This window comes from Lentzea atacamensis (assembly GCF_003269295.1).
Lineage (GTDB): Bacteria > Actinomycetota > Actinomycetes > Mycobacteriales > Pseudonocardiaceae > Lentzea > Lentzea atacamensis.
In genome coordinates this window covers 1,106,361-1,120,681 of record NZ_QLTT01000001.1, presented here as the reverse complement: position 1 = coordinate 1,120,681, position 14,321 = coordinate 1,106,361, and the positions used below count along the sequence as shown (strand labels likewise).

General features: G+C 69.2%; 8 protein-coding genes. 2 read left to right on the top strand and 6 right to left on the bottom strand.

Annotation, left to right across the window (positions count from 1 at the left end):
• Positions 1-45 precede the first annotated feature (45 nt).
• Positions 46-978: an alpha/beta hydrolase gene (locus tag C8D87_RS05280; protein WP_109641624.1), complete on the top strand. Its 933-nt coding sequence runs from the start codon at positions 46-48 to the stop codon at positions 976-978.
• Between the two features lies 1 nt (position 979).
• On the opposite strand, the gene C8D87_RS05275 is transcribed toward C8D87_RS05280, so the two are convergent.
• The 5 genes from C8D87_RS05275 to C8D87_RS05255 are packed head-to-tail and all read right to left on the bottom strand — an operon-like array spanning position 980 to position 9,907.
• Positions 980-1,519, bottom strand: coding sequence for a hypothetical protein (locus C8D87_RS05275; RefSeq protein WP_215732176.1), 540 nt, complete (start codon positions 1,517-1,519; stop codon positions 980-982).
• Complete coding sequence (locus C8D87_RS05270) at positions 1,516-1,908, bottom strand: hypothetical protein (RefSeq protein WP_112225731.1); 393 nt, start codon at positions 1,906-1,908, stop codon at positions 1,516-1,518. The genes C8D87_RS05275 and C8D87_RS05270 overlap by 4 nt, the downstream gene beginning before the upstream one ends.
• 6 nt (positions 1,909-1,914) lie before the next feature.
• On the bottom strand, positions 1,915-2,766 hold the full coding sequence (locus C8D87_RS05265) for a universal stress protein (protein ID WP_112225730.1): 852 nt from the start codon (positions 2,764-2,766) through the stop codon (positions 1,915-1,917).
• A gap of 54 nt (positions 2,767-2,820) precedes the next feature.
• Complete coding sequence (locus tag C8D87_RS05260) at positions 2,821-6,150, bottom strand: CARDB domain-containing protein (RefSeq protein ID WP_112226278.1); 3,330 nt, start codon at positions 6,148-6,150, stop codon at positions 2,821-2,823.
• 25 nt (positions 6,151-6,175) lie between these two features.
• Positions 6,176-9,907 carry a discoidin domain-containing protein gene (locus C8D87_RS05255; protein WP_211337737.1) on the bottom strand — a complete coding sequence of 1,244 codons (3,732 nt, stop codon included), beginning with the start codon at positions 9,905-9,907 and terminating at the stop codon, positions 6,176-6,178.
• A 454-nt stretch (positions 9,908-10,361) separates the two neighbouring features.
• Between C8D87_RS05255 and C8D87_RS05250 the strand changes: the two genes are divergently transcribed.
• Complete coding sequence (locus C8D87_RS05250) at positions 10,362-11,186, top strand: NmrA family NAD(P)-binding protein (RefSeq protein WP_112225729.1); 825 nt, start codon at positions 10,362-10,364, stop codon at positions 11,184-11,186.
• Here C8D87_RS05250 and C8D87_RS05245 read toward each other — a convergent pair.
• Positions 11,171-14,239: a S8 family peptidase gene (locus tag C8D87_RS05245; protein WP_112225728.1), complete on the bottom strand. Its 3,069-nt coding sequence runs from the start codon at positions 14,237-14,239 to the stop codon at positions 11,171-11,173. The two genes, C8D87_RS05250 and C8D87_RS05245, sit on opposite strands and share 16 nt — an antisense overlap.
• Positions 14,240-14,321 lie beyond the last annotated feature (82 nt).

Below are 14,321 nucleotides of genomic sequence, written 5' to 3'. Positions count from 1 at the left end.
TTAATCGCGCACTAGCTTTATGGCATCCGACCTGAAGGAGCAGCCATGAAGCGCCCAGTTCTCGAGCCCGCCGCCGCCGAGTTCGCCGCCGCCACCGCCCAGCCGCCGTTCCTGTTCGAGATCCCGCCCGCCGAGGGCCGCAAGGCCGTCGACGAGGTCCAGTCGGGTGCCGTCGACAAACCGGAGGTCGACGAGCAATGGGTCGAGCTCGACGGCTTCAAGGTCCGCGTGATCAAGCCGGCCGGCGCTACCGGTGAGCTCCCGGTCATCCTCTACATCCACGGCGCGGGCTGGGTGTTCGGCAACGCCCACACCCACGACCGCCTGGTCCGCGAACTCGCCGTGGGCGCGGGTGCCGCCGTCGTCTTCCCCGACTACTCGCTCTCGCCGGAGGCCCGCTACCCGGTCGCGATCAACCAGAACTACGCCACCGCGCAGTGGATTCTGAGCAATGGCGCCGACCACGGCCTCGACGCGACGCGGATCGCGGTCGCCGGTGACTCGGTCGGCGGCAACATGGCGGCCGCGCTCACGTTGCAGGCCAAGGAACGCGGCGACGTCGAGCTCAAGGCCCAGGTCCTCTTCTACCCGGTGACCGACGCGTCCTTCGACACCGACTCGTACCTGCAGTTCGCCGAGGGCTACTTCCTGCGCCGCGACGCCATGCAGTGGTTCTGGGACCAGTACACGACGAACCCGGTGGAGCGTGCCGAGATCACCGCGTCCCCGTTGCGGGCCACCAGGGAACAGCTGGAGGGTCTGCCGCAGGCGCTGGTGATCACGGCTGAGGCGGACGTGCTGCGCGACGAGGGTGAGGCCTACGCGGACAAGCTGCGCGAGGCCGGTGTGCCCGTCACCGCGGTCCGGTACGCCGGCGCGATCCACGACTTCGTGATGCTGAACGCGTTGCGCGGTACGCACGCCGCCGAGGCCGCGATCAACCAGGCGGCCGCGTTCCTGCGCGAGGCGCTGCGTTGACTCAGAGATCCGGGAGCTGGTCACCGGCTCCCGGGTAGCGGCCTTGTTCCAGGCGGAACAGGTAGGCCCGCAGATCGGTCCTGAGGTCGCCTGCCAGGTAGGCGAGGAAGTCGCGTGCGCCCTCGGCAGCATCGAGCGCGTACGAGTTCCCGTCCGCGGTCCACTCGTCGATCAGCGCCGCGAGGTGCTCCTCGACCTGGCCTCGCTGGTCCCACCAGGCGCGGACGGCGTCCGGTGTCCACCGCGAGTCGCCGTCGTAGGCGTAGCCGTCGAACGGGTCGTCGTCGGCGGCCGACAGCAGGCACTCGACCTCGGCCTTGGTCTTGGGCTGGCGGTAGACGAACTCGTTCTGGTACTCGCCGCCGTAGAGGACGTGGCGCGGTGCGGACTGGCGACCGGTCCAGCAGGTGTCGGTCTCACCCGTGTAGAACGGCCCGGGCACGTTCAGCCAGTGCTTCTGCGCCCACTTCGGACTGTCGGCGGCCGTGAAGTACTCGGGCGGAACGTACGAGGCCGGATCCGAAGGCGCGGCCGAGGTCAACCCGACACCCGCTGGGTCTTCGTCACCTGGAACGGCGTGCCCTGCTGACAGGTCGTCATCGCCCCAGGCTCGGCCTTCCCGGACACCTCCACCTCTGCACCGGCCACCGCGATCGCCGGATCCGCGCCGAGCAGCAGGTACTGCGCGGTGCCGGTGTCGAGGATCAGGCAGCCGGCCTCGACGCCCGCCGTCACCGTGCCCCGCACCGTGATGCCGTCCAGCGCGCGTGACGGAGTGGTCAGCGGCGCGGACGACGGCGGCAGCGGGGCCGGGATGCTCGGCGTCGACGTGTCGGTCGGCGTGCTCGACGCGGGAGCCTGGGGCGGTGGCTGCTGACCGGCGCAGGAAGTCAGCATGAAGCACAACAGCACGGCCGCTGACCCGCGCATCTCGCGTCACCTCCGATGGACCACGGCGACCGGGCACGGCGCGTGGTGCAGCACAGCGTGGCTCACCGAGCCCAGAATTGCACGCTTCACCGCGCCGCGGCCGTGGCTGCCGACCACGACGAGGGCCGCGCCATCGGCCGCCTGGAGCAACGCGCGGGCGGGTGCGTCGAACGCGACCTCTTGCGCGACATGTACCTCGGGGTACCGCGCGCGGTGGTCCGCGAGCTGGTCCTCGAGCAGCTTGGCGAGGTCCACGCGGATGTGGTCCCAGTCCTGCTCCGGCAGCTCGGCCCAGCCGACGTCGTTCCACGCGTGGATGGCCAGCAGCTCGCGGCCGTGCCGGGAGGCGAACGCGAAGGCGAAGGCGATCGCGTCCGCGGAGGTGTCGGAGCCGTCGATGCCGACGACCACGCGGCCGTCCAGGGGGCCGGAGCGGGTCACCACGACGGGACGCCCGCCGATCGACACCAGTTCGGCGGCGGTGGAACCGAGGAACATCTCCGCGATGCCGGTGCGGCCGGACGAACCGAGCACGAGGAGTTCACCCTCCTCCATGGCGAGCACGTCGACCGGGCGGCCGAGGCCCACGCGCGTGGCGAGCCGGAGGTCGGGCCAGTCCCGCTTGATCTCGGCGGCCAGCTCGGCGAGGTGGTCCTCGGCGGCGCGCCTCATCGTCTCCTCGGTGACGAACTCCGGCACGGGCGTGGACATGGGGGTGAAGACCGGCTCGGGCAGAGGTGAGCGGACGGCCTGGACGACCTGCAGGGTCGCGCCGCAGCGGGAAGCCTCCTCGGCGGCCCACAGAGCGGCTCGGCGGGCGAGGTCGGAACCGTCGAACCCGACGACGACAGTCGGCATGAGAGACCACCTCCGGCCAGGGGATACCCGACCGGAGGTGGTTCTAAAGGTGAGCTAGTTGATGACGAACTGCGAGCCGGGTTCCACGGTGATGTCGCCGTCCCGGGAGTTGGTGATCGTGACGTTCGTCAGCCGTGCCGAACCGCGGGCCTGGGCCATCGCGAGGATGCCGGACCCGTTGTTGGACTTGTCGATGCGCACGTTGGTGATCGCGACGTCCGGCATCCCGCTGCCGCCACCCTTGAACTGGATTCCGTCGTAGGTGGAGTCGAGGATCTCGGTGTCGCGGATCGTGACACCGGGAATCGGCAGGTTCTGCGAGAACAGCGTGATGGCGCCGAACTCCTGCGCCTCACCCCAGAACGCGCCGCCGGTGCGGTACAGGGCGTTGTTGGCGAGCAGCGTCGTGCCCGAGAACGGCAGCGGGTCGTGGTCGGTCGCCAGCATGATGCCCGGGTAGTTCGCCGTGTCGGAGATGATGTTGTTCTCCGCGCGGTTGTTCGCACCTCCGTAGATGGCGATTCCGTTGGCACGCCACGGCAACGCGATCGTGTTGTTGAGGAACGCGTTACCGCTGCCGACGTCCACCGACTGGTCCTTCACGTACTTGCTCGCCCACACCGCGAGTGCGTCGTCGCCCGTGGTGCGGAACGACGAGTTGAACACCGTGGAGTTGCGCGTGCCGTTGGTGAAGTTGATGCCGTCGGCGTAGGTGTCGCGGATGCGCATGCCGCTGAACTGCAGGCCGTCGCCGGGGTTCCAGCGGTCGGGCAGGTTGGTGTAGTCGCGGCCGACCCAGACACCGACGTTGGCGTGCTCGATCCACACGTTGGTGACCTTGGTGTTCTTGCCGAACCGGCCGTTGAGCCCGACGCCGCCCTCGGCGTTGCCGTCGCCGCCGCGGATCCGGCCGGAGCCGAAGATCGCGATGTCGGAAAGCTGCACGTTGTCGTCGATGTCGAACCCGAAGTTGCCCTCGTGCGGGTGGTTGATCGTGCCGGCGTCCTGCGGCTGGGTCAGCGAGAACAGCTGCGAGTGCCACATGCCCGCGCCGCGGATCGTGGCGTTGCGGATGCCGACCTGGTTGTAGCCGCCGCTGTTGAACTGGGTAAGGATCTTCTTCTCCTGGCGGAACCTGCCGGCCGGAATCCAGACGCACGGGATTTCGCCGTTCTGGTCGGCCGTGACCGCGCGCTGGATGGCGTCCGCGTCGTCCGTCTGGTCGTTCGCGGTGGCGCCGTACTGCGTGATCGACACGCACTCCGCCGGCTGCTGCGCCGCCGGTGCGACCTGCTCCAGGTCGATCAGGTCGATGACGTAGAACTGCGCGCTGTCACCCGCGTCGCGCTGGAGCTTGAAGCGGGTTCCCGCCGGATAGGTGTTCGCGAGCAGGGACGACGACTCGTCGAACAACCTGCGGGCGTCGCCACCCGGCCGGTTGGTGAGGCACTCCGGGTCGTCGCAGGTGCCGTAGAGCCAGCTGTGCCGCGACGAGAGGGTGAGCTTCTGCACGAACCGGTCGTTGGCGTACAGGCTGATCGTCGCTTCCTGGCCGCCGCCACCGGCCGCGTCCGGGATCGAGTTGCGCACCACGATCGAGTTCGTGCTGACCGTCGAGGTGATCTCCACGAACTGGCCCTGCGAGTCGAGCCGCACCGACTTGCGGCCGGAGGACTCGCTGCCGAAGTTGGTGTGCCCGAACGTGCGCTTCGCGTCCGCCTCCAGCAGCTGCCCCTGGTACCGGCCGCTCTCCGCCTCGTACGACGTGAACGGAACCGAAGCGCCGCGTCCGACCACGATGGACCGGGTCGCGGTGTTGTTGTTCTCGTTGGTCTCCGCGACCTGGCCGGTCGCGTCGGCGGTCGCGGTGGCCGTGGCGCCGCCGTTGGTGGCGGTCCAGGTGCCGACGTTGACCGTCACGGTCTGACCGGCGTCGATCGCGGAAGTGTTGGCGCTCAACGTGCTGCTACCGACGGCCACTCGTGTCACCGACGCACCGGCCTGCGCGGTGCCGCGGTTGTTCACCTGCACCGCGAACGTCACCTGCTGGCCGGCCGCCGGGCTCGACGGGTTCGGCGTGATGCCGGTGATCCGCAGGTCCGGTCCCGGTGCCTGGCCGACGACCAGGGGAGTGCCGGAGGTGAAGGTGTTGTTGCCCTCGTTGGTCTCCGCGACCTGGTTGGCCGGGTCCACGGTGGCCGCGGCCGGATAGGACCCGGCACCCCGCCGCCCGGCGTCCACGCTGACGGTGGCGGTGGCTCCAGGAGCGAGCCCGCCGACCTGCGCGGTGCCGGCCGAGGTGCCGCCGAGGGTGATGTTGACGCTCGTCGCGCCCGAGGCGACCGTGCCGCCGTTGCGGACCGTGGCGGTGAGCCTGATCGCGTCGGCCTCGCTCGGGTTCTGCGGGGCCCAGGTCAGGTTCGTGACGGTCAGGTCGGGAGCCGGTGCGGCGGAGCCGAACACCTGGAACTCGGCGACCTGGCCGCCGGGCGCGCCGGTGTTGGAGTAGAAGTGCAGCCGCACGTCCGTCGCCCTGCCGGTGACCGGGATCGTCACGGTGTTGCCGGTGGCCGGGTCGAACCGGTGGTCCGCCCGCGCCTTCAGGGTCGCGAACGCCGTGGCGGCCGAGTCCCTGCCCAGCACCTCGAAGTTCTGCGTGCGCGCACCCCAGATCGGGTCGGGGTTGAGCTTCACGACGATCGAGGAGAGGTCCGCGTTCGCGCCGAGCTTCGCGGTCAGGTGACCGGGGAAGCCGTTGGACTCCCAGTACGTGCCGGTGTTGCCGTCGACGGCGTTGGCGGCCACGAAGTCGTGCACGTGGCCGGACTCTTCGACCGGCTTGCCCTGGGCGAGGTTGTCCCCGGTCGGCGGCGGGTCGACCGGGCCGGACTCGCCGTGCACCTCGAACTCGCTGAGCTGGCCCGCCGGCCAGCCGGTGTTCGCGCTGATCGTCACCCGGACGTACCTGATGCCGGTCGCCGCGAAGTCCAGCGTCACGGTGTTGTTCGCGCCGGGTGAGAACACCTGCCCGCGCGAGCCCACGAGGTCGCTGAACTGTGCGCCGTTCGAGCTTCCCTGCACGGCAAGGGTTTGCGTGCGCTGCTCCCAGTTCGAGGGGAGCCTCAGCACGACCTTGCTGACGTCCCTCGCGGCGCCGAGATCGGCCTGGATCCACTGCGGGAACACGTTGTTCGTGCTCTCCCAGTAACTGCCCTGGTTGCCGTCACCGGCGTTACCGGCGCCGTACGGGCCGTTGTTGCTCGACGCGGTCAGGGTGGCGGAGAGCCTGACGACCGCCGCTCCCGCCGTTGGTGTCAGTCCGAAGAGTGCCAGTGCGGTGACGAGTGCAGCGCTCACCGCACGCCTCAAGAGCGTGTTCTTCATCGAATTGTCCTTCACGGCAGGGAAATCAACTGATATTGATCTTGAAGGTGGTCGTGGTGTTCCTGATGTCCTGGAAGTTGTCGCTGAACCGGATGCCGTTGATCGTCACCGCGCCGACGGCGGGACCCTGGCCGGGCTCCGGCATCTCGTTGGCCCACAGGCCGAAGCCGGACTTGGCGTCGAACTCGTCGCCGCTCTTGCGCGCACCCGAGATGCTCACGTTGGACAGCACGGTGTCCTGGAAGATGTTCTCGTGGGCGCCGTTGTACTTGGTCTGGAACATGATTCCGCTGTACGTCGGGTCGATGATCTCGACGTCGCTCACCCGGATCCCGGTGTACTTCTTGGAAGCCGAGAACATCCAGATCGCGCCGAACGTCTGCGCGCCCCAGAAGTGACCACCGGAACGCACCAGCGTGAGGCCGCTCAGCGTCGTCGGCTCCGGCCCGAAGTCCTCCATCGGGTAACCGAAGTCCAGCGAGCTGATCGTCACCGCGGAGTAGGTGAGCGTGTCCGCCACGTAGATGTTGCGGAACGTGTTGAGCTTGCCGCCGTACACCGCGACACCGGCCGCACGCCACGGGGTCAGCGCCGTCAGGTTCTCGAAGACGTTGTCCCGCTGACCGCTTCCGCCGGCGTCGGTGGCGGCGAACAACGCGAACGCGTCGTCACCGGTCGAGCGCGCCTCGATGTTCGCGACCCGGTTGCCCGCCGACCCGTTCGTCATGTTGATCGCGTCCGCGTAGAGGTCGCGGACCCGGCTGTCCCTGATGACGTTGTTGTCGACGTTGGTGCCCCAGAACATGCACATCATGTGCTCGACCCAGATGTTCTCGATGGTCATGTTCTGCACGCCGGCGAAGTTGAACACCTTGCCCGGCCCGTCGATGCGCTGGGTGTAGTTGCCGAACACGGCGAACCCGCTGAACGTCGAGCCGCTCGCGGACGACTGCGCGTCGAAGCCGATGTCGGTGTTCTCCTGGTTCGCCGGAGCCTGGAACCGGGTGAACCACGGACCGGCGCCGACCACGCGGACCGCCTTGCCGTAGATGGTGAACTTCTGCGCGGTCTGGTAGGTGCCGGCGGGCAGGTAGACGCCGATCAGCGTGCCGGTGGTGTCCATCCGCACCCGGTCGAGCGCGTTCTGCACGTCCTGGTGGGAGAACCCGGCGGGCACGGCATAGCGCGCGGCGTCGGGATTGCCCGCCGCCGACACCTGTTCGAAGTTCACGAAGTCGATCGCGTAGTTCGTGGTGTTGGCGGCGTCCTTCTGCAGCTTGATCTTCGTGCCCGCCGGGAACGTCGAGTTGAGCATCACGTTCGCCTCGTCGTAGATGTGGCGAGGGCCGCCGGCTCCCGGCGAGTTCTGCGGCGAGGCTTCGTTGCCGTAGAGCCACATGTACTTCGAAGTCAGGTCGATGGCCTTGTGGAACTGGCCGTTGACGTAGACGTTGAGGTTGGACGTGATGCCCCCGCCGCCGGCGCTGTCCGGGATGGAGAAGCGGGTGACCAGGGTGTTCGTGGGTGCGCTCGTCGTGAACTCGACCGAGGCGCCCGTGTTGTTCAGGGTGACGGCACGGCGGCCGGACGCCTCGCCGGCGAGGTCTCCGATCGTCCGGTTCGGACTGAGCGTCTGCGCGCCGCCGCCGATGACCGCGTCCTCGGCTTCGACGTGCTGCCACGGAACGCCGGCGCCGCGGCCGATGAACAGCGACTGCTCGCTGGTGTTGTTGCCCTGCTTGGCAGGGATCTCGTTGCCGTCGTTGGCGATCGTCGTGCGGATCGTGTACCGGCCGTTCGCCGCAGTCCACGTGCCGAGGGTGACCGGAGCGGTCGTGGCGCCGGCGTTGATCGTGCCGTTGTGGCCGGCGGTGAACGTGCGCACGGTCTGGCCGTTGCTCAGGATCGTGACCGTGATGCCGTGCGCTCCAGCGGCACTGTTGATGGTGCCCTGGTTCTTGATGGCGACGGTGAAGGTGGTGTTCTGGCCGTCGCCCGGGTTGCCCGGCGACCACGCCGGCACCGCGACCAGGTCGGAGCTCGGCACCGGCGTCACCACGAGAAGATCGGGGTGCAGGCGCGAGTTGTTGGCCTCGTTCTGCTCCGCGACCTTCTTGGTCTCGTCGACCTTCGCGGTGTACTGGTAGGAGCCCTCCGGCCGGGCCGCGACGGTGGTGCCGACGTTCGCCTGCGCACCCGCCGCGAGCGCGCCGACCTGAGCAGTGCCGACCGCGGTCGTGCCGAGGAAGAACGTCACGTCGGTCGCGCTGCTCGCGGCGCTGCCGGCGTTGCTCACCGTCGCGTTGAGCGTGATCTGGTCGGTCTCGACGGGGCTCGTGGGGCTGAACGACGTGCCGGTGACGGTGAGGTCGGGGTTCGGGGCAGGGGTGCCGAACACCTGGATCTCCGCCACCTGGGCACCGGGCGCGCCGGTGTTGGACGTGAACCTGAGCTGGACGTCGGCGACCCGCGCGGACACACCGATCGTGACGCTGTTGCCGCTCGCCGGGTCCCAGCGGTAGTCGCGTCCGGCGACCAGGCTGGTGAACGCGGTGGCGCTCTGCTCTCGGCCCAGCACCTCGACGTGCTGCGAACGCGCACCCCAGATCGCGTCGGGGTTGAGCTTGACCGCGATCGAACTCAGTTCCGCGTTCGATCCCAGTTGGACGGTCAGCGTGCCGGGAAACCCGTTGGACTCCCAGTAAGTGCCCACGTTGCCGTCGTTGGCGTTGACGGCGACGAAGTTGTGCACGTGGTTGTTCGCGACAACGGGCTTGCCCTGCCCCAGATTCTCGCCGGCGGCGCCTTCCCTGGTCACGGTGTTGCTGGCGGGGGACTGGTTGCCCGCCGCGTCCTTCGCGATCACGTGGTAGCTGACCCGCAACCCGTCCGGCTGGCCGTCGGTGTACGTCGTGCCGGTGACGGTCGTGCGGAGTGACCCGTTGGCGTAGACGTCGTAGCCGGTGACGCCCACATCGTCCGTGCTCGCGTTCCAGGTGAGCCGGATCTGCCCGGCCTGCGGCTGGGTGAAGGCGAGGTTGCCCGGCGCGGTGGGGGCCCGCGTGTCACCGCTGGCCGGTCCGTGGACCTCGAACTCGCTGAGCTGACCCGCGGGCCAGCCGGTGTTCGCGGTGATCCGCAGCCGCACGTACCGCGTGGTGGCAGCGGTGAAGTCGATGGTGACGGTGTTGCTGCTCGCCGGGTTGAACTCGTATCCCTTGGCGGGCACCAGATCCGTGAAGGCGGTGCCGTCCGTGCTGCCCTGGACGGCGATCGTCTGCGTGCGGGTGCCCCAGTTCGCGGCGGGCAGCTTCAGCACGACCCGGTCGGCCTTGACGGCGGACCCGAGATCGGCCTGAACCCATTGCGGGAACGCGTTGTTCGCGCTCTCCCAGTACGACGACTGATCGCCGTCACCGACGTTGGACGCCTGGTAGTTCTGCGTCGTGCTGCCGGCGCTGTAGCTCGCCCGCAGCTTCACGCTCGCGGCCGCCTCGTGCACCTCGAGCTTCGCGGTGGTCCTGGTGGCGCGGACGTGCCGGACCAGCGTCGGGTCGACCCGGAACGTGACTTGGCCGTTCTCGAACGTGTGTGGTCGTTCCGCGACGAGCGTCGACCAGCCTCTGCCGTCGAGGCTCGTCTGCACGGCGAAGGTCTCCGTGCCGTTGCGCGACGCCTTGAGCGTGACCTGGTCGATGCGGGTCTGCTTCTGCAGATCCAGGCTCACCGGCGCGGCCTGCGCGGGCGGCGAGATCATGAGCGTTGCGGCGGTGAGTGCTGATGCCAGCAGGGGCGCTAGGCGTGAGCGAGCGCGTGTCGTCGATGACATGGCGTGCTTGGCCCTTCTCGGTGGGGACGCGAGGGGGTGTGGCGCGCCTCACCGTAGAAGTGCCCAGCAGATTACCGCAATATGTCGACGTGATTGCGCAAATTTGCGACAGACCGCTCTGAACAGGAAAGACGAGGCGTTGTTCGGGTGCCCGAACGCCGTCGTGGTCGCCGCACGGCCGATCACCAGCAGCGGGTTGAGCACTGCTGCCGGAAGTTCGCACCCGAACGTCACCCAGAAATTGATTCGATCTCGATGGGCTCACTTGCGTTGGCTTGCTCTGGGTTTGCGGAGGTTGCGTAAGTTTTGCGCAAGTCTCGGAACTCGCGCGATCGCCGGCAGTCTTGATCTCCACCGCACTGGAGGTTCTACGGTCGCTGCCATGACGATTCTCGTTGCGGGGGCTACAGGTAACGCCGGTCGGCAGGTGGTGGGAGAGCTGCTGGCGCTGGGCCAGCAGGTACGTGCTGTGACCAGGAACGCCGCTCTGGCGCGCCTGCCCGAGCAGGTCGAGGTCGTCGAGGGGGACCTGACCAGGCCGGAGACGATTCCGTTCGACGGCGTGACCGGCGTGCACCTGCTGTCGAACGCGGGTGCCGACTACGCCGAGCTGCTCAGCGGGCCCGAGCTGGTCCGTCGTGCCGAGAAGGCCGGGGTGCGGCGGATCACCGTGCTGTGGAGCGGTTACCGGAGTCCGATGGAGGAGGCGGTCACGGCGAGTTCGCTGGAGTGGACGGTGCTGCGGCCGATGGACTTCATGTCGAACGCGCTGGTCTGGGCCGAGTCGGTGCGCGAGAAGGGGGAGGTGCGTGAGCCGTTCGCCGGTGCGAGGAGCGCGCTCGTGCACGAGGGCGACATCGGCGCGGTGGCGGCCGCCGTGCTCGTGAGGGGTGGGCACGGCGGCCGCACGTACACGTTGACGGGGCCGGAAGCGTTGACGGTGCCGCAGCAGGTGGCGGCGATCAGCGCGGCGACCGGGCAGGAGATCCGTTACGTCGAGCAGTCGGAGGACGAGGCACGCGCGGAGATGCTGGCCGCGGGGAGGCCCGTCGAGATCGTCGACGTGCTGCTCGGGTGGAAGCGGGACATGCCCGCGGAGGGGTACACGGTCGTGCCGACCGTGGAGGACGTGCTGGGAAGGCCCGCGCGCTCGTTCGCCGGGTGGGCGGAGGAGCACGCGGGCGACTTCCGTCAGCGCAGCAGGTAGGCGTTGACGATCGTCTGCTCGACGGTCTGGCCGTAGCCGGATGCCTTGGCGCGCAGAGAGACCGACTTGGCGTCCCTCGGGTGGGCGAGCAGCACACGGCCACTGGTGATGGGCGTGGACCGCCACGTCGTGCCGCCGTCGTAAGAGACCTCAACGGACGTGATGCGCACCGAGCCGGTCTGCGACTGGGTCGAGATCGGCACCGACAACATGCGGCCCGCTTGGGCGTGGCCGTCGTCGTCGAGCTGCGGGGTGAAGCGGATGACGCTGAGCGGCAACGGAGTCCGCTGCGCGGTGGTGTCGCTGCGGAACGTCCAGACGCCGGACACCACGGTGCTCAGCGGGCTGGAGCGGGTCGCCGTGGTCTCGACGCGGTAGTTCGCGGCGCCCGGCTGCACGTCGGTCAGGCACCAGCCCGCCTCGGCGGTCTCGCAGGCCTTGGCGTTGTCGCGGTACACCGTGGTCCTGGCCTCGGTGACCGGGGCGTAGCCCTCGTTGCCCGCGTTGTCGCCGAACAGAGGAACCGTGACGCGCATCAGGTCGCCGGTGCGGAACGTGTGCGGAACGCCGCGCGCGGGAGGCAGAGCCGGGCCGAACACCGCGCGGTTGAACGGTTCCAGGTACGAGCGGCCCGGCTTGTAGTGCCGGAGCGGGGTGGCCAGGGCGCCGATGTAGCCGTTCTCGTCGAACTGGGTGAACCTGCGCGACCAGTCGCCGCCCTCGCCGCCGTAGTGCTCGGTGCGCGGGCCCGGAGCCAGGTTGTCGAGCGAGCCGTAGCCCCAGTCGGCGCGGCCTTCTGGTGCCGAGGTGTGGCCGATGGTGGCGTTCTGGCCCGGCTTCAACGGTGGCATGTCCACCTTGACGGTGGCGAGGTTCTTGCGGGCGACGGTCCTGGTCAGGCCGTTCGGCGCGTGGCCCTTCCGGTACCAGGCGAGGCCGTAGAAGTCGGGGCCCGCCTTCCAGAACGTCGCGATCTTGCCGGTCACCTCGTTCGAGTCGGGGCCGAGGCTCGCCATGCCGAGGTGGGAGATGTCGCCGCCCACCGAGAAGTTGCCGATGGTGTAGCTGGTGCCGTTGACGGTTCGTTCGAAACCGGTCTGCAGCAACGAGAGTTGCGCGGTGACGGGGAGCGTCACCTGGACCGGCCTGGCCTGCCTGGCGTCGAGGTCGATCGTCGTCGCGCCGGTGACGGTCAGGTTCGGGTAGTTGATCGCGTCGTGGGTGTAGGCGCCTTCCGAGGACATGACGCCGCCGTTCAGGAGGTAGCGGCCCTTGGTCAGACGGGCCACTCCCGCGTTCGGCCAGACGCGGGCGCCGGTGTCCACGTTGACCAGGAACGCGTAGGACGGCGAGGACTTGGCGCCGGAACGCTGGGTCGCGGTGATCGTGACGTCGTAGCTCTCCTTCTCCAGGTCGACGACGACTGCCGTGCGCACGCCGCTCGCGACGATCGCGCCGCCCAGCACGCCGCCATCCGGCTGCTTCGCGACGTCCGCGGTGACCGTGGCGGTCGCGGTACCGCCCGCGGGCACGGTGAGCGTGGCGGGGGAGACGCTGAAGAGCGCGCCGGTCGTCTCGGTGGTGAGGTCGAGGGTGACCGGTTCGGAGCCCGCGTTGGTGTAGGTGATCTCCTTGGTCAGCGCGGGTTCGCCGGTGTGCGGCCACCGGTGGGAGCCGAAGCTGAGGCTGGTCGGGGCCGACGTCACGCTCTGCTTGATCAGCTTGGCGACGTCGACGCGGCCGGAGCCCTGGTCGAACGGGGTCAGCGTCGCGGTGGGCGTGGTGCTCGCGGTGAGGCGGGCCTTGAGCGCGGTGCCGGTGAGGCCGGGATGCTGCTGGCGCAGGAGGGCCGCCGCGCCCGCGACGTGCGGGGTGGCCATCGACGTGCCGTCGAGCGAGGTGTAGCCGTCGGCTACGGGCGGGCCGATCCTGCCGTCGGAGTGCAGCGCGGCGACGATGCCGACGCCCGGCGCGGTGAGGTCGGGCTTGAGCGCGCCGGCCTTGGTCGGGCCTCGGCTCGAGAACTCCGCGATCTGGTTCCGGTCGTCGACGGCGCCGACGGTGAGGGCGGCGTCGGCGGTGCCGGGTGAGCCGACGGTGCTGCTGTTCGGGCCGCTGTTGCCCGCGGCGATCACGAACAGCGTGCCCTTCTCGGCGCTGAGGCGGTTGACCGCCTCCTCGAGGGGCTCGATCTCCGGGGTGTCGTGGCCGCCGAGGCTCATGTTGACGATCTGGGCGCCCTGCTCGACCGCCCACTCCATGCTGGCGATGATGCCGCTGTCCTGGCCGGAGCCGTTGTCGCCCAGCACTTTCACGTCGAGGATGCCGGCGTCCGGTGCCACGCCGCGGTACTTGCCACCGCTCTTCGCTCCGGTGCCCGCGATGATCGACGCCACGTGCGTGCCGTGGCCGTGGTGGTCACCCGTGTCGGGGGAGGAGGTGAAGTTGCGCTCGCCGACCTCGCGGCCCTTCAGGTCCGGATGGGTCTGGTCGACCCCGGTGTCGAGGACGGCGACCGTGGTGCCCTTGCCGGTGAAACCCGCGCTGTACGCGGCAGGGGCGTTGATCTGGGCGACGCTGCGGTCCAGGTTGGCCCTGCGCCTGGCGTCGAGCCAGATCTTCTTCGCCCCGGACGCCGACAGGCCACCTGCGAGCGGAGTTCTGGCGGCGTCGAAGGCCACGCCGTTGATGCTGCGCAGCTGAAGGCCGGACTGGGCGCTGAGCGTGCCCTCGGGATAGGTGACGATCACGGGCAGGGCGCCGCCGTACGTCGCGAGCTCGGTGACGTCGAAGAGGCGCTCGTCGAGGTGGCCGCTCACGATCATCGGCATCGCGTCCGAGGGCACGACGTACTCGTGGCCCTGCGCGGTGTAGGTCGTGAACACGATGTGCTCGCGGCCCGGCGCCGGTCTGACCGCGCGCTGGCCGGTGAGCACCTGGTCACCCGTGATCAAGGTGACGGTTGACGCGTTCGCTGCTCGTGGGGGCGAGGCATGTGCCTGGCCGGCGGTGAGCAGGGCACCGGCCAGGACGACGACTCCGAGTAGGCGCACCAGTCCTCCGCAGGTCTGTGAGAGCGTTCTCACGGACCGTAGTGAGGCGGTCACCTCCCTAGCAAGGTCTACACCAATTCCC